Genomic DNA, 15,523 nt, shown 5'->3' with positions numbered 1-15,523 from the left:
CATGTGGCAGTGGGCTCACCTGCTGGGGTTCAACCTCTACTGGTTGCTGGCGGTGAAGTGGCAGCAGCCGGGCCCGCTGCTGGCAATGTTGCTGCTGCACTTTCTCTTCTCACCCAGCCGCCAGCGTGACTGGCGGCTGCTTCCCATCGCGGTCGTCGGCTGTCTGCTGGATGCCCTGCTCTGGCAGCTCGGCCTGTTCCGGTTCCCGTCCGGTTTTCCCCTCTGGCTGGTGCTGCTCTGGCTCGGTTTTGCCCTGACGCTGGCCCACGGTATGCGCTGGCTGCTGAGCTTGCCTCGCTGGCAGCAGGCGCTGTTTGGCGTATTTGGCGGCACCTCCTCCTATGTGGCGGGGGCCGCCATGGGGGCAGTAAACTTACCCTGGGGCATCTGGATCAGCACGGCGCTGCTGGCAGTGATCTGGATGTGGTGGTTACCCGTACTCCTGTGGGTAATGGTCAAGCTGGAGGGTGAGTCATGACAAACACCTTTTCGACCGACTCGTTGCTTTTTTCCAAATGGACCAAAGAGGGCCAGCATGAGCTCGCTGATCGCTTCTATCTGGTGGTTGCCTGCCAGCGGAACGCGAAAGGGGAGCTGATGCAGGTGGTGATGCAGGATATCAACACCCTGCAGGAACAGGAGATGGACTGGCATGAACTGGAAGACCCCAACCACTGGCATATGGGGTGGAATTAACCCGCTGATGCTGGCGTTTGCGCTCTTTGCTGCAACCGCAGTGCAGGCTTCTGCCGCCCCCTGGCAGCAGTTGCGCCCGGTCGGGCAGGGGGAGATGAACTGGGTCTGGTTCAAGCTCTACGATGCCACCCTCTACAGCGCGAGCGGGCGCTATCAGCCCGGTCACTATCCACAGGCTCTGACTCTCACCTATGCCCGATCCATCGAGCGGGAAGATCTGCTGAGCGCCACCGCCGCCGAGTGGCAGCGGCTAGGTCTTGGCACTGACGCCGAGCGTCAGCGCTGGCTCGGCCAGCTCGCTGCACTCTGGCCCGATGTGCAGGCAGGCGACAAGCTCACCTTCTATGTCGACAAGGAGGGGGCAGGCCACTTCTGGTGGCAGGAAAAACCCCTCGGCACTCTGGCCGATCCGCAATTCTCGGCCGCTTTTCTCGCCATCTGGCTGGCTGACAACAGCCGCGATCCCGCCCTGACACGCCGCCTGCGTGGCCAACCCTGAACATGGAGTTTCCAATGTTTTTCTATCGTGCATACCGCTGGTTGCTGTTGCTCCCTTTTTTGCTGCTGAGCGGCTGTGGTGCCAGTCTCGATGACTATCGGGGGCAGGGGCCAAGCTGGGATCTCGCCCGTTTCTTCAACGGTAAATTAGTGGCTCACGGCCTGGTAACCGACCGCAGCGGCGAAGTGACCAGTCGCTTTCGGGTCGAGATGGTGGGTCGTTGGAAGGATGGCAAGGGAGAGCTGTTCGAGCAGTTCTACTTTGATGATGGCCGCCAGCAGACCCGTACCTGGTATCTGAGCAAGGGGGTTGACGGTCACTGGCGAGGTACTGCTTCCGATGTGGTGGGGGAGGCGATGGGTAAAAGCCAAGGGTTTGCCCTCAACTGGCATTATCAGCTTGATCTGGCGCTGCCGGATGGCGAGGTAGTGCGGGTGAGCTTCGATGACTGGATGTATCTGCTGGACGAAGATCGTCTGATCAATCGTGCCGAGATCAGCAAGTTCGGTATCCATCTTGGCGAGGTGATCCTCTATATCGAACGTCAGCCTGACCGTTAACGCAAGATAACGCCCAGTAAAAAGCGCGCCGATGGCGCGCTTTTGTTTATCGAACAATCAGAGTCATCAGATGATGCGGTTCTCTTCCAGCATCTTGCGACGGGCCTCTTCCTTGGCCATCTTCTTCTTGCGATTGTCGCAGGGCTCGGGGCAGTCGCACTCTTTCTCGATGCCAACGCTTCCCAGACCGCCACAGGAGCCGGAGATGGATTTTTTCTGGAAGATATAGCCGATAGCCATGGCGGCTATCACCAGCATGAATACCCCGAAGGTGATCAGAAAAACCTGCATCTATCCTCCCTATTTCCTGACCAGATACTGTTTGAACGCATCGGAGTAGGCCTCTTCAAAGCCGTTGTCCGTCTTGGTGATCACGAAGATCGCCAGGCCGCGCTCTTTGGCATAGGCCAGGCTCTTCTCCGGTCCCATTACCATGAATACGGTCGCCAGCCCGTCTGCGGTCATGCAGGAGGGGTGGATCACGGTGACCGACACCATGCGGTGCTGGATTGGCTTGCCGGTGCGTGGATCTATGGTGTGGGAGAAGCGCTGGCCATCCATCTCATAGTAGTTGCGATATTCGCCCGAAGTGGCCACTCCGTTGTCACCCGGAACGATCACCTCCTGCACCGAACCGGCATTGGCTGTCGGCTTTTCGATGGCAACGCGCCAGGGGTGTCCCTTGCCGTTGACGCCATTGATCCGCAGCTCGCCGCCGATCTCCACCAGATAGTTGCGCGCACCCAGAGACTCCAGATACTCGGCCACCTTGTCGACACCAAAGCCCTTGGCAATGGCGGAGAGATCAACGTAAAGATCCGGGATGTCCTTTTGCAGGGTGTCGGCATCGACCGAAGTGATGACGTGCAGGTTGCCCAGGCCGGTCTTCTGACGGGTCTGGGTGATCAGCTCCTCTGATGGCATCTTGGTCGGCCGTTTGTCCGGACCGAAGCCCCACAGATTGACCAAGGGGCCGACGGTGACGTCCAGCGCCCCCTGGCTCTCACGGCCAATATGAATGGCTTCTGTAATGACCCGCGCGGTGTCCCGCGATACCACTACCGGTGTCGAACTGTGGTGCTGATTGAAGCGCGACAGTTCGGAATCGGGGCGATAGGTGGACATCTGATCGTTGACTCGCTCCAGCAGTACATCGACCTCGGCCTGAAACTTGGCTGCATCGCTGATGACGTTGTCCGCCACCTTGATGGAGTAGTAAGTGCCCATGGTGCTGCCGGTGATATGGATCTCCGGTTTCGACTGGACCGTGCTTTCCTGACCGCACCCTGTCAAGAAAAAGGCTAGCCCGAAGGCTAGCCAGGTCTTTACAACGCTGTTCATGGATTAACCACCAAAGTCATCCAGCAGGATGTTTTCGTCCTCAACGCCCAGATCTTTGAGCATGTTGATGACGGCTGCGTTCATCACGGGAGGTCCACACATGTAGAACTCGCAATCTTCCGGCGCTTCGTGGTTCTTGAGATAGTTCTCGTAGAGCACGTTGTGGATGAAGCCGGTGTAGCCATCCCAGTTGTCTTCCGGTTGCGGATCGGACAGGGCTACGTTCCAGGTGAAGTTCTCGTTCTCGGCCGCCAGCATGTCGAAGTCTTCGACATAGAACATCTCGCGTTTGGAACGGGCACCGTACCAGAAGCTCATCTTGCGCTTGGACTTCAGGCGACGCAGCTGGTCGAAGATATGGGAACGCATCGGCGCCATACCTGCACCACCACCGATGAATACCATTTCGGCATCGGTATCCTTGGCGAAGAACTCACCGAACGGACCGGAGATAGTCACCTTGTCGCCAGCCTTCAGGCTGAAGATGTAGGAGGACATCTGTCCCGGAGGGGCAGTCCAGTTGCTCGGGGGCGGGGTCGCGATACGCACGTTCAGCATGATGATGCCGAACTCTTCCGGATAGTTTGCCATGGAGTAGGCACGGATGATCGGCTCATCGACCTTGGACTCCAGCTCAAAAATCTTGAAGCGATCCCAGTCACCGCGATACTCCTCGGGAATATCGAAGTTCTTGTAGTAGACATGGTGAGCCGGCGCTTCGATCTGGATATAACCACCGGCGCGGAACGGTACGCTCTCGCCATCGGGGATCTGCAGCTTGAGCTCCTTGATGAAGGTGGCCTTGTTATCGTTGGAGATAACAGTACATTCCCACTTCTTCACCCCGAAGATCTCTTCCGGCAGTTCGATGTCCATGTCGCCACGCACGGTGACCTGGCAGGCAAGACGCTCGCCGTGACGGGCTTCACCCTTGCTGATGTGATCCAGTTCGGTCGGCAGGATGTCGCCGCCACCGGATTTCACCCGTACCTTGCACTGGCCGCAGGAGCCACCGCCGCCACAGGCGGAAGAGACGAAGATACCGTTGCCGGCGAGTACGCCGAGCAGCTTGCCACCGGCCGGGCTGGTCACAGCCTTGGCCGGGTCACCATTGATGCTGATTGTCACGTCGCCCGCGGTCACCAGCTTGGACTTGGCGAACAGAATGACTGCCACCAGTGCCAGCAGGATCACGGTAAACATGACCACACCCAAAATAATTTCCATCTATCGTTCCTTTCTGATTGCAGGAAAGCCGATTACAGGGAGATACCAGAGAAGGACATGAAGCCCAGCGCCATCAGACCGGCGGTGATGAAGGTGATGCCCAGACCACGCAGGCCTTCCGGAACATCGGAGTACTTCATCTTCTCGCGGATACCCGCCAGCGCAACGATCGCCAGCATCCAGCCTGCCCCTGAGCCCACGCCGTAGACCACAGACTCCACGAAGGTGTAGTCACGCTGCACCATGAAGGAGACGCCACCGAAGATGGCGCAGTTCACGGTGATGAGCGGCAGGAAGATGCCCAGCGCGTTGTAGAGAGCCGGGAAGTACTTGTCCAGCGCCATCTCCAGGATCTGTACCAGCGCTGCGATCACCCCGATAAAGGTGATGAAGCTCAGGAAGCTCAGATCTAGGTCAGGGGAGAGAGCTCCGGCCTTCAGCACGTAGTTGTAGATCAGGTTGTTGACCGGTACGGCGATGGTTTGCACCACGATAACGGCAATACCCAGACCCATGGAGGTCTTGACCTTCTTGGATACCGCCAGGAAGGTACACATCCCCAGGAAGAAGGAGAGTGCCAGGTTTTCGATGAAGATCGATTTAATCAACAGACTCAGATAGTGTTCCATACCTTAATCCTTCGCCTCCACCTGCTTGGGATCCTTGGTGCGCACGCCCCAGATGATCAGACCAATGATGAAGAATGCACTCGGCGGCAGCAGCAGGAGGCCGTTGGGTACATACCAGCCACCGTTGTTCACTAGCGGCAGCAGCTCGATGCCAAACCAGGTGCCGGAGCCCAGCAGTTCACGCACGGTCGCGACACTCAGCAGAATGGCGCCATAGCCCAGACCGTTACCGATACCATCTAGGAAGGAGGGGAGCGGCGCGCTCTTCATGGCGTAGGCTTCGGCGCGGCCCATCACGATACAGTTGGTAATGATGAGACCGACGAAGACTGACAGCTGCTTGGAGATGTCATAGGCATACGCCTTGAGCACCTGGTCAACCACGATAACCAGCGAGGCGATGATCGCCATCTGGGCAATGATCCGCACGCTGTTCGGGATCTGGTTGCGGATCAGGGAGATGAACAGGTTTGAGAAGGCGGTGACCGCCATGACCGCAAGGGTCATTACAAACGCTGTCTTCATCTGGCTGGTAACCGCCAGTGCGGAACAGACACCCAGCACCTGCAAGGCGATGGGGTTGTTGCCCAGCACTGGAGTCAACAGCAACTTCTTCATTTCGCTCTTGTCAGCCATTGTTGATTTCTCCTGCACGAACCTTGGCCAGGAAAGGACCGAAGCCCTTGGGACCCATCCAGAAGTCAAAGGTATGCTGTACACCGTTACCGGTCAGGGTAGCACCGGAGAGACCGTCGATCTCGTGCTCGGAGCCCGCCGGAGCGTGACCCTTGATGACGCGCAGCGCCGGCATGCCATCCTGATCGAACAGCTTCTTGCCGACAAACAGCTCGCGCCAGGCCGGATTTTCGATCTCGCCACCCAGACCCGGGGTTTCACCGTGGTCATAGTAGGTGATGCCCTTGATGGTCTGGCCATCAGCGGCAACGGCGACGAAGGCATACATGGTCGACCACAGACCCTGACCGTAGATGGGCAGGATGATGCTGTCGATCTTGCCTTCGGCATCCTTGGCGAAGAATACCGGGATCTGCTTGGAGATCTGACGCAGGCTGGCCTTGTCGTCAGCGGCGGCAAGACGGATGCTGCGGGCCGGATCTTTGGCTGCCTGCTTGGTGTCGAAGTTGTCGGCATCGCCGTCAACAAAGTCACCGGTCGCCAGATCCACCAGACGCGCTTCGATCTTCTCGCCATACAGTTTGGCCAGGTCGCGCTTGGCCACTTCGCTCACATCCACACCGGCTACGGCGAGAATGTTGCTCTGCTTGTCCAGCGCCTTGTTTTCCTGCTGGGTAGAACGCAGGCCCACAGCGGCAACGGATACCACGATGGAACAGGCCAGACACAGGCCGGTGACCACGCTGACGGTGCCGAGGGTTGAATCTTTATTAAACGCCACGAGCAATCCTCCGCTTGATGTTTGCCTGAGCGACGAAGTGGTCAAACAGGGGAGCAAACAGGTTCGCAAACAGAATGGCCAGCATCATGCCTTCCGGGAACGCTGGGTTGACCACGCGAACCAGCACGACCATTACGCCGATCAGGGCGCCATACCACCACTTGCCTTTGTTGGTAAAGGCTGCGGAGACAGGGTCGGTCGCCATGAAGGCCATACCGAAGGCGAAGCCACCCAGTACCAGATGCCAGTGCCACGGCATGTTGAACATGGGGTTGGTATCGGAACCGATGACGTTGAACAGCAGGGAGGTGGCGATCATACCGATCATCACGCCGGCGATGATGCGCCAGGAGGCGATGCGCATGTAGACGATCATGGCGGCACCCAGCAGGATCATCAGGGTAGAGACTTCACCGATGGAACCCGGCAGGTTACCCAGGAAAGCGTCCATCCAGCTGATAGCCTGGCCGGTAGCACCGTTGATCAGCGCCATCTGGCCGCCTTGGGCCCACTGGCTCAGGGCTGTTGCGCCGGAGAAGCCGTCAACGGCAACCCACACGGCGTCACCGGAGATCTGGCCCGGGTAGGCGAAGAACAGGAACGCACGACCAGCGAGCGCCGGGTTCAGGAAGTTCTTGCCGGTACCACCGAACACCTCTTTGGCCATCACCACACCGAAGGTGATACCCAGCGCAGCTTGCCACAGGGGCAGCTCGGGCGGCACGATCAGGGCAAACAGGATGGAGGTCACGAAGAAGCCTTCGTTGATCTCGTGTTTGCGCACCATGGCGAACAGCACTTCCCAGAAACCACCGACAAAGAAGACGGTGATGTAGATCGGGAAGAAGTGGGTGGCGCCAATCAGCATCTTGCTGCCGATACCGGCAACAGCCGGATCGAGGGAGGCGCCCAGCATGGTAGCCAGGGCATATTGCCAGCTGCTGGCACCAGCAGCCGAACCCATGTGGGCAATGGCGGCAATCGCCTGGTTACCAACGTTGTACATGCCCCAGAACATGGCCGGGAACACGGCCAGCCACACCATGATCATCATGCGCTTCAGATCGAGCGCATCACGAACGTGGGAGGCGTTGCGGGTAACGCTACCCGGGGTGTAGAACAGGGTGTACGCCGCTTCGAACAGGGCATAGTACTTGGCGTACTTTCCACCCGGTTCGAAGTGGTGTTCCATATTTTCAAGAAGTTGCTTGAAACTCATCGCTTAACCTTCCAGTTCAATCTTGGTCAGGCACTCACGCAAGATCGGGCCGTACTCTGTCTTGCCAGGGCAGACAAAGGTACAGAGCGCCAAATCTTCCTCATCCAGCTCCAGGCAGCCCAGTGCTTGCGCACCGTCGGTATCGCCGGAGACCATGTCCCGCAGCAGCAGGGTCGGCAGGATGTCGAGTGGCATCACCCGCTCATAGTTGCCGATAGGCACCATGGAACGGTCACTACCGTTGGTAGTGGTGGTGAAGTTGATCAGCTTGCCCTTCATCAGATGAGAGAGGGTGGTACGGGTGATAGAGAACTTGTTGGCGCTGGGGTTGATCCAGCCCAGGAACTCTTTCTCGCGACCTTCACCCAGCACGCAAACCTGATTGTGGTAGCGGCCCAGGTAGTCGTGAACACCTTCGGCTTTGGCACCACTCAGGATAGAACCGGAGATGATACGGTTTTCGTCGGCACGCAGCTCATTGTTGGTGAGCTGGCTGATGCAGGCGCCCAGACGGGTACGCAGCAGACGCGGCTTGAGCACGTTCGGGCCAGCCAGCGCGATCACCTTGTCAGTGAAGATCTGACCGGTGGTGAACAGCTTGCCGAATGCGATCACATCCTGATAGTTGATGTGCCACTGCACCTTGGTGCTGCTGACCGGATCCAGGAAGTGGATATGGGTACCCGGCAGACCGGCAGGGTGCGGACCGACGAAGATCTCTTCCTTGACCTGAGCCAAAGAGGAGTGAGGCAGACTGCCTTCGCCTTTACAGACGTAGACGGCGCCGTCGGTCAGGCGGGTCAATACGGCCAGACCATCGAGGAAGGCCTGCGGCTGTTCCTTGATAATCAGCTCGGCATCGGCTGCCAGCGGGTTGGTGTCCATTGCAGTCACAAAGATGGCGCGCGGGGCAGACGCTACCGCGGGGACTTTGCTGAACGGACGGGTACGCAACGCAGTCCACTGACCTGATGCGACCAGGATCTCTTGCACCTTGCTGCGCTCGAGCTTGGCCAGCTCGGCAGAGGCAAAATGCTCAAACGTCACCTGTTCATCGGAACCGTCGAGGTCGATGACCACAGACTGGAGAACACGTTTGGCACCACGGTTGATCTCTGAAACCACACCGGTGGCAGGAGCTGTGAATTTAACGCCCGGATTCTTCTTGTCTTCAAAAAGATCCTGACCTTTGATGACGCGATCACCTACTTTGACGAACATAGTAGGTCGCATCCCCACAAACTCCTCGCCCAGTGTCGCAACACGGGTGATGGCGGGGCCATCGTAGATTACTTGCTCTGGCGCACCCAGCACGGGGATGTCCAGTCCTCTTTTGATTGTAATCATACTTACTTGCACTACCGTTACGGGAGAGGTTGGTTAGCGCCGAGAAATACATCACGACGGGTGGTTGAATGAGTCGATGTTGTGGTTGTGCCAGGTGGGCAGGCTCAACAATTATTCAACATGCAGGCTCACTCAAAAGCGCTTGAGTTTACCACTTAAGGTGCATTTTCTGCCATGCCAAATGGGCAAAATCCCCGTGCCATCACAAAATTAACCTGCAATGAATAAGCCCCTGACACCTTGTAAGTAGTGGTTTTAAAGGTTTTTTTATTTCGATACCTCGATGGGGGTATTTGCCGTTGCCTCCACTATCAGCAAAAAGCCTTGATGTCGAAATATACCCCCTTGGATGTAGCCTTTTCGGGGCCAATGGGGGAAATATGTTTAATTTTTGTTGGCAGGTTCTCGAGGGGAATCCTGTGGTACAACCGGTTTCAGGAGAGTGACGGTTTGCCAACGCAGCTCGGGGTGCGCGGGGCGCGGCCTTTTTCCTGCCACTCGGTCTCTGTGTAGGTATGCAGTGCCAGTGCATGAACGGCACCGGCCAGCTCGTCGGCCAGCACCGAATTGACCTGACGATGACGGGCCAGCAGCCGCTGCCCTGCAAATTGCTCGCTGACGATCACCACCTTGAAGTGGCTCTCAGATCCCGGTTCCACACGGTGCATGTGGCTCTCGTTGATCACCTCCAGCACGGAGGGAGAGAGGGCGGCGGTCAGCTTGGCTTCAATCAGTTGTTGGATGGTCATCGGATCGGCTTCCAGAGTGAATGTCTGGCCATTCTATCGGCAGTCGCGGGATGGAATAAGCCCCCGTAAGAGGGAAATCACCCGTCAGTTGTCCCCTTGATGCGCATCGAACTGGTGAAATTCCTGCTCCTCGCTAGAATAGCGCCACTTTGCGTCGCCCCTGGCGCCTGTATACACGAATCAAGCCGAGGTTGGACTCTTCCTATGCAAACCCTTCTCGACACTCCCCATTGCCAGCTCACGCTCTACCGCTATCCGCGCCAGAGTCAGGAGACCCTGCAAGCCTGGGATGCGGCTGACGAATACCTGATCAACACCCTGGTGGAGTCTCCCCTCGAGCAGGCGGGCCCCGTCATCATCATGAATGACGGTTTTGGCGCGCTCGCCGCCTATCTGCATCCGCACTCCCCCTGCTGCGTCACCGACTCCTACATCAGTGAGCGGGCGACCCTGGCCAATTTGGCCGAAAACGGACTGGATGCGGGTGGTATCCGCTTGCAGGATGCGCTGGCACCGCTGCCCGATGCCCCAGCACTTGTGGTGATCAAGGTCTCCAAATATCAGGCTCTATTGGAGCAGCAGCTGCTGGCATTGCGTGCGGTGGTGACACCGGCAACCCGCGTTATTGCTGCCGGCAAGGCGAAGGATATTCATACCTCCACCCTCAAGTTGTTCGAGAAGTATTTGGGGCCTACCCGTACCTCGCTGGCCTGGAAGAAGGCGCGCCTCATTCACTGCGAGCCGCAGGCAGAACGTCCCGCGCTGGCCAACCCCTTCCCGACTGTCTGGCCGCTGGAGGGGAGTGGCATGCTCATCCACAACCATGCCAACGTCTTCTCGCGCACCAGTCTCGATATCGGTGCCCGCTTTATGCTGGACAACCTGCCCATCCACAGTGCCCGCAAGGTGATCGATCTGGGCTGTGGCAACGGGGTGCTGGGTCTGTCGCTGCTCGCCAAAGACAGCGAGGTGGAGGTGACCTTTATCGATGAATCCTATATGGCAGTCGCCTCGGCACAGCTCAACGTCGAGCACAATCTGCCTGATGCACTGCCGCGTGCCCGCTTTATGGTCAATAACTGTCTCGACGGGGTGGCGGTCGGCTCGGCGGATCGGATCCTCTGCAACCCTCCTTTCCATCAGCTACAGGCGATCACCGATCATATCGCCTGGCAGATGTTCAGCGATGCGCACCGGGTGTTGCCTCAAGGGGGTGAACTCTGGATAGTAGGCAACCGTCATCTGGACTATCACAACAAACTCAAGCGCTTGTTTGCCAACGCACAAGTCGTTGCGTCGAACAGCAAATTCGTTATTTTGAAAGCCATCAAACGCTAAAGCCAAAGGAAACCATGATGAAAAAGTCACTCTTGCTGCTGGCCGCCCTGATGCTGGGCGGGTGTGCCACTCATTGGCCGGAGACAGCGCTGCTCAATCCGCAGGTGATCCCCGCCAACCAGCAATACTACTCTGGCAATCGCATCACCATGGAAGGGGTAGACAAGCGTGAGGCTGCCTACGTCTTCTCCATCAAACATAAAGAGAAAGCGCCCGTGCTGGTCAACAGCGAGCGTCCGCTCAACCTGCTGATGGCCGAGCGGCTGGCCGAAGGTCTGCGCAGCCAGGGTCTGGAAGTGGGCAACAGTGGCACCACCAACCTGACGCTGGTGATTTCCAACGCCGCAGTCAATGTGGAAGAGAAGACCTTTACCTATGTCACCAAATCCCGCGTCAGCCTGCAGGTGATCGCCGATTTTCAGGGCAACCGTCTGACCAAGCAGTTCAACATGTCCTCCAGCAAGGAGAGCCCGAGCGAGCCAAGCATGGCCGACCTGGAGTCTACACTGAACCTGCAACTGGGTAGCGTGCTGCAGCAGATCATGGCGGATGACGCGCTGCGCGGTTACCTGAAAGGTCAACCGAACGGTGCAGGGGTCTGATGATGAAAAAACTCTGGTTGCTGGCCATGCTGATCGCCCCGCTGGCGTTCGCAGGCCCGAAAGTCAGAATGGAGACCAACCACGGCAATATCGTGGTGGAGCTGGCTCCTAAGCAGGCGCCCCAGACGGTGAAGAACTTCCTGCGCTACGTGGCTGATGGCAGCTATGACGGCAGTATCTTCCACCGGGTGATCCAGGATTTCGTGGTGCAGGGTGGGGGTTACAACCAGCAGTTCCAGCAGCTGCCGACTTATGAGCCGGTGGTCAACGAGTCGCGTGGCGGTCTGCCCAACAAGCGTGGCTCCATCGCCATGGCTCGCACCCAGGCGGTCGACAGCGCTACTCGCCAGTTCTACTTCAATCTGGTCGACAACAATAACCTCAACGCCGGTGGCGCCGCGGGTTATACCGTGTTCGGTCAGGTGGTGCAGGGGATGGAGGTGCTGGACAAGTTGGCCCAGGTACAGACCGGTTACAGCCCCATTTTGCGTGCCAATGATGTGCCGACCAGTCCCATCATTCTGAAGAAGGTGTTCTTGCTGGCAGAAACTCCGGCAGACAAGAAAGTCGACAAGAAAGCGGGCAAGTAACTCTCGCCGGACGCGGTTCGTCACCTCGCCTCGTCAGATCACAATACAAGGCTCATCCCGTTCGGGATGGGCCTTTTCTCTATCCGGGCTTCTTTTGCCTATCTCTTTGCTTGCCTTGGCTATCTGCCATCAACCTGCCAAAATGACGCACTTTTCCAAAGTCGTCAGGTAGTTGAACATGATCCGCAAACCAAGCTGGAGAGAGTCCCTCGCCGTCTATCTCGAATTTCGGGTGTTTATTCTCTTTGCCATGGGTTTTTCATCGGGTCTGCCGCTGTTGCTGGTATTTGGCACCCTCTCATTCTGGTTGCGCGAGGCCGATGTCAGCCTGACCGATATCGGTTACATGAGCTGGGTGGCGCTGGCCTACGGCTTTAAATGGTTGTGGTCGCCGCTGGTGGATCGTATGCCATTGCCACTGCTCTCTACCCTGTTGGGGCGTCGTCGTAGCTGGATGTTCTTCTCCCAGCTATTGATCGCGGCTGCGTTGGTAGGGATGGCGTTTTGTGATCCCAAGAGCGGGTTGACTCATTTGGCCTTGTTCGCCCTGCTGGTGGCCTTTGCCTCGGCGACTCAGGATATCGTCATCGACGCCTATCGCATCGAATCCGCGCCCGAGCGACTGCAGGCTGCGATGGCGGCCTCCTACATGACTGGCTACCGGTTGGCGATGATCATCGCCGGTGCCGGCGCATTGGCGCTGGCAGCCTGGTTTGGCAGCAACAGCGGCTATGACTATCGTGGCTGGCAGATCACCTATCTGGTGATGGCCGGTCTGATGTCACTCGGGGTGATTACCACGCTGTTCTGCCATGAACCTGATATCGATCTGGCCGGTCAGGGCAGACAACAGGCAGAGCGCAAGGCACTGCTGCAGGAAAAGGGGTGGCCCGCCCCCTTGGCAAGTGCCGGAGCCTGGGGTTATGAGGCGGTCTGGAGTCCGTTTGCCGACTTCTTTCGCCGTTATGGTCGCTCGGCGCTGCTTATCCTGTTGCTTATCGCCTGTTACCGGATTGCGGATGTGGTGATGGGGGTGATGTCCAACAGCTTCTATGTGGATATGCAGTTCAGCAAGACCGAAGTCGCCACTATCACCAAGGTGTTTGGCGTTATCATGACGCTGGTGGGGGCGGCACTGGGGGGCGTGCTGGTGATGCGCTTTGGCACGCTGCGGATCCTGTTTCTCGGGGCGCTGCTCACCGCCAGCACCAATCTGCTGTTTGCCCTGCTCCATCAGGTTGGTCACAACCTGGAGCTGCTGACCCTGATCATTTCGCTCGATAACCTCAGCGCCGGCATCGCCACTGCGGCATTTGTCACCTATTTGTCCAGCCTGACCAATGTGGCATTTTCGGCGACGCAATACGCACTGTTCAGCTCGGTGATGTTGCTGCTGCCCAAGTTGCTAGCCGGTTTTTCGGGACAGGTGGTGGAGCAGATTGGCTACAGTGCTTTCTTCGTCGGCACCAGTCTGTTGGGCTTGCCTGTGTTGTTGTTGATTGTGCTGGTCGCCCGCAAGGGGGGTGAGTTGTTCTCAGATGCTGACAAATAGCAAGCGTTTGCGTAGAATCGGGGGTGATTAGATTCACACTTCCGGATAAAGTTCCCGAGAAGTTGTTTCACCCCCAATTTTATTTGATTAGAATTCATCTCGCTCCTTGTGGGCAGGCTACGGAAAACCTCAACTAACGCACAAGAGACCAATAAAATGGCCAAATTTACCAAGACTCTGATCGCTACCGGTCTGCTGGCTGCTGCCGCAACTCCAGCCTTTGCTGCTGACTACAGCGGTGATATCCACAAGAATGACTACAAGTGGATGCAGTTCAACGTAATGCACACCATCGACCAGCGCCCTTTCACTACCGGTGAAGAGGACTACAACGATACCTATTTTGAGATGGAGTTCGGTGGTCGCTCCGGCCTGTTTGACCTGTACGGTTACGTCGACGTATTCGATATTTTCGACTCCCGTCACAGCAATAAACACCATGGTCAGAACCTGTTCATGAAGTTCGCGCCGCGTATGTCTCTGGATGCGCTGACCGGTAAAGATCTCTCCTTTGGTCCTGTGCAAGAGCTTTATATTGCCAACCTGAACAACGTTGGTGACAAGCAGATGGAAAACCAGCTGGGTCTGGGTGCCGATGTGATGGTTCCCTGGTTTGGCAAGGTTGGCATGAACCTGTATGCACGTCACGCAACCGAGAACCAGTTCTTCACCGAAGAAGAAGGTGAGTGGAACGGTTATCAGTTCTCCATGAACTGGTTCAAGCCTTTCTATACCTTCGGCAATGGCAGCTTCGTTTCCTACCAGGGTTATCTGGATTATCAATTCGGCCTGGATACCCATGACCGTGCTGACCGTACCAGCGACAACCTGGCCACCTTCCACGGTATCTACTGGCACTCCGATCGCTACGCGGTTGGTTATGGCCTGAAGTATTTCATGGATGCCTACGGTACCAAAGATGGCTCCAAAGCTTACGACGGTACCCCGTGGAAGAGCACCGGCTTCAGCCACTACTTCTCTGTTACCTACAAGTTCTAATACAACTTGGGGTACAAAAAACCGGAGCATTGGCTCCGGTTTTTTTATGCTCGGACGATTAAAGAAGAGGAGAAGGGAGAGCCCTTCTCTCCCATCATCAGTCGCGGAAATTCTGAAACTGCATCGGTTGGCCCAGGTCGGCGCCACGGACCAGTGCCATGGTCTCTTGCAGATCGTCACGCTTCTTGCCGGTGACACGTACTTCATCACCCTGGATGGCGACCTGTACCTTGATCTTGGAGTCCTTGATCAGCTTGACCAGCTTCTTGGCGATCTCTTTCTCGATCCCCTGTTTGAACTTGACGGTCAGGTGGAAGCGTTTGCCGGAGTGAACGGAGTCACCCACTTCCATGGAGCTGTTTTCGATGTTGCGCTTGAGCAGGGCACCGCGCAGGATTTCGACCATCTGCTTGAGCTGGAAATCGGCATCGGCTTCCAGCTTTACCTCTTCCTTGTTCAACTCGAAGCTGGCTTCTACCCCACGAAAATCGAAACGGGTGGCCAGTTCACGATTGGCGTTGTCGACAGCGTTCAACACCTCGTTCATTTTGACTTCAGAGACAATATCGAATGACGGCATAGCCGAAGCTCCTCATGTTGCGTTATTGGGGGCCAAATCTACCAGAAATACGGCAAATTTGCTGATTTTGATGGGAGTGCTCTGCTAGAATCCCCTGCGCACAGGAAGGTTGGACCCGTTAGTGTCCGTTCGCGCTATTTTTCATTTATTCCCGGTAACAGGTTGAGAGGATTGCAAC

19 protein-coding genes are annotated in these 15,523 nt (G+C 57.1%); 9 read left to right on the top strand and 10 right to left on the bottom strand.

Annotated elements, in window-relative coordinates; translation table 11 throughout:
* Nucleotide 1: 1 nt before the first annotated feature.
* Genes G5168_RS06480 through G5168_RS06465 form a run of 4 tightly spaced genes read left to right on the top strand, consistent with a single transcriptional unit; the run spans nucleotide 2 to nucleotide 1,755 of the window.
* Entirely contained in the window at nucleotides 2-478 is a 477-nt protein-coding gene (locus G5168_RS06480) for a DUF2878 domain-containing protein (RefSeq protein WP_421236219.1), read from the top strand.
* A complete protein-coding gene (locus G5168_RS06475; RefSeq protein ID WP_421231403.1) occupies nucleotides 475-696 on the top strand; it encodes a TIGR02450 family Trp-rich protein in 222 nt (73 codons plus the stop codon). The genes G5168_RS06480 and G5168_RS06475 overlap by 4 nt, the downstream gene beginning before the upstream one ends.
* Nucleotides 653-1,195, top strand: a complete 543-nt coding sequence (locus G5168_RS06470; protein ID WP_421252007.1) for a chalcone isomerase family protein — start codon at nucleotides 653-655, stop codon at nucleotides 1,193-1,195. Before G5168_RS06475 ends, G5168_RS06470 begins: the two co-directional genes overlap by 44 nt.
* Nucleotides 1,196-1,209: 14 nt before the next feature.
* Nucleotides 1,210-1,755: a DUF3833 domain-containing protein gene (locus G5168_RS06465; protein WP_421231401.1), complete on the top strand. Its 546-nt coding sequence runs from the start codon at nucleotides 1,210-1,212 to the stop codon at nucleotides 1,753-1,755.
* Nucleotides 1,756-1,821: 66 nt separating this feature from the next.
* On the opposite strand, the gene nqrM is transcribed toward G5168_RS06465, so the two are convergent.
* From nqrM to G5168_RS06420, 9 genes are all read right to left on the bottom strand, one after another.
* A complete protein-coding gene (gene nqrM / locus G5168_RS06460) occupies nucleotides 1,822-2,046 on the bottom strand; it encodes a (Na+)-NQR maturation NqrM (RefSeq protein WP_216951909.1) in 225 nt (74 codons plus the stop codon).
* A 9-nt stretch (nucleotides 2,047-2,055) separates the two neighbouring features.
* Complete coding sequence (locus G5168_RS06455; protein WP_216951908.1) at nucleotides 2,056-3,096, bottom strand: FAD:protein FMN transferase; 1,041 nt, start codon at nucleotides 3,094-3,096, stop codon at nucleotides 2,056-2,058.
* Nucleotides 3,097-3,099: 3 nt separating this feature from the next.
* Nucleotides 3,100-4,323, bottom strand: a complete 1,224-nt coding sequence (nqrF, locus tag G5168_RS06450; protein WP_216951907.1) for an NADH:ubiquinone reductase (Na(+)-transporting) subunit F — start codon at nucleotides 4,321-4,323, stop codon at nucleotides 3,100-3,102.
* Between the two features lie 32 nt (nucleotides 4,324-4,355).
* Entirely contained in the window at nucleotides 4,356-4,952 is a 597-nt protein-coding gene (gene nqrE / locus G5168_RS06445) for an NADH:ubiquinone reductase (Na(+)-transporting) subunit E (protein ID WP_227341212.1), read from the bottom strand.
* Between the two features lie 3 nt (nucleotides 4,953-4,955).
* Nucleotides 4,956-5,588 (bottom strand): NADH:ubiquinone reductase (Na(+)-transporting) subunit D, encoded by a 633-nt coding sequence (locus G5168_RS06440; protein ID WP_033114212.1) that lies wholly within the window; start codon nucleotides 5,586-5,588, stop codon nucleotides 4,956-4,958.
* Nucleotides 5,581-6,369 (bottom strand): Na(+)-translocating NADH-quinone reductase subunit C, encoded by a 789-nt coding sequence (locus G5168_RS06435; RefSeq protein ID WP_421172778.1) that lies wholly within the window; start codon nucleotides 6,367-6,369, stop codon nucleotides 5,581-5,583. Before G5168_RS06435 ends, G5168_RS06440 begins: the two co-directional genes overlap by 8 nt.
* Nucleotides 6,359-7,588, bottom strand: a complete 1,230-nt coding sequence (locus G5168_RS06430) for an NADH:ubiquinone reductase (Na(+)-transporting) subunit B (protein WP_005338642.1) — start codon at nucleotides 7,586-7,588, stop codon at nucleotides 6,359-6,361. The genes G5168_RS06435 and G5168_RS06430 overlap by 11 nt, the downstream gene beginning before the upstream one ends.
* A 3-nt stretch (nucleotides 7,589-7,591) precedes the next feature.
* Complete coding sequence (locus tag G5168_RS06425) at nucleotides 7,592-8,935, bottom strand: Na(+)-translocating NADH-quinone reductase subunit A (RefSeq protein WP_421252006.1); 1,344 nt, start codon at nucleotides 8,933-8,935, stop codon at nucleotides 7,592-7,594.
* Between the two features lie 434 nt (nucleotides 8,936-9,369).
* Nucleotides 9,370-9,684: a BolA family protein gene (locus G5168_RS06420; RefSeq protein ID WP_421172780.1), complete on the bottom strand. Its 315-nt coding sequence runs from the start codon at nucleotides 9,682-9,684 to the stop codon at nucleotides 9,370-9,372.
* A gap of 204 nt (nucleotides 9,685-9,888) precedes the next feature.
* Between G5168_RS06420 and G5168_RS06415 the strand changes: the two genes are divergently transcribed.
* The 5 genes from G5168_RS06415 to G5168_RS06395 all read left to right on the top strand — a co-directional run bounded on the left by G5168_RS06415 (nucleotide 9,889) and on the right by G5168_RS06395 (nucleotide 14,765).
* Nucleotides 9,889-11,022 (top strand): methyltransferase, encoded by a 1,134-nt coding sequence (locus G5168_RS06415; RefSeq protein WP_421172781.1) that lies wholly within the window; start codon nucleotides 9,889-9,891, stop codon nucleotides 11,020-11,022.
* A gap of 17 nt (nucleotides 11,023-11,039) precedes the next feature.
* Nucleotides 11,040-11,624 carry a YajG family lipoprotein gene (locus tag G5168_RS06410; RefSeq protein WP_005349692.1) on the top strand — a complete coding sequence of 195 codons (585 nt, stop codon included), beginning with the start codon at nucleotides 11,040-11,042 and terminating at the stop codon, nucleotides 11,622-11,624.
* 2 nt (nucleotides 11,625-11,626) lie between these two features.
* On the top strand, nucleotides 11,627-12,214 hold the full coding sequence (locus G5168_RS06405; RefSeq protein ID WP_335830618.1) for a peptidylprolyl isomerase: 588 nt from the start codon (nucleotides 11,627-11,629) through the stop codon (nucleotides 12,212-12,214).
* Between the two features lie 172 nt (nucleotides 12,215-12,386).
* Nucleotides 12,387-13,766 carry an AmpG family muropeptide MFS transporter gene (locus G5168_RS06400; protein WP_421172782.1) on the top strand — a complete coding sequence of 460 codons (1,380 nt, stop codon included), beginning with the start codon at nucleotides 12,387-12,389 and terminating at the stop codon, nucleotides 13,764-13,766.
* Nucleotides 13,767-13,922: 156 nt separating this feature from the next.
* A complete protein-coding gene (locus G5168_RS06395) occupies nucleotides 13,923-14,765 on the top strand; it encodes an outer membrane protein OmpK (RefSeq protein WP_216951901.1) in 843 nt (280 codons plus the stop codon).
* A 97-nt stretch (nucleotides 14,766-14,862) separates the two neighbouring features.
* Here G5168_RS06395 and G5168_RS06390 read toward each other — a convergent pair whose 3' ends face one another.
* Nucleotides 14,863-15,345: a YajQ family cyclic di-GMP-binding protein gene (locus G5168_RS06390; RefSeq protein ID WP_216951900.1), complete on the bottom strand. Its 483-nt coding sequence runs from the start codon at nucleotides 15,343-15,345 to the stop codon at nucleotides 14,863-14,865.
* Nucleotides 15,346-15,523 lie beyond the last annotated feature (178 nt).

The organism is Aeromonas sp. 600724 (assembly GCF_049175135.1).
Lineage (GTDB): Bacteria > Pseudomonadota > Gammaproteobacteria > Enterobacterales > Aeromonadaceae > Aeromonas > Aeromonas veronii_A.
Note: the sequence above shows the minus strand (reverse complement) of the source record. Positions and strands in the feature narration are given on the sequence as shown.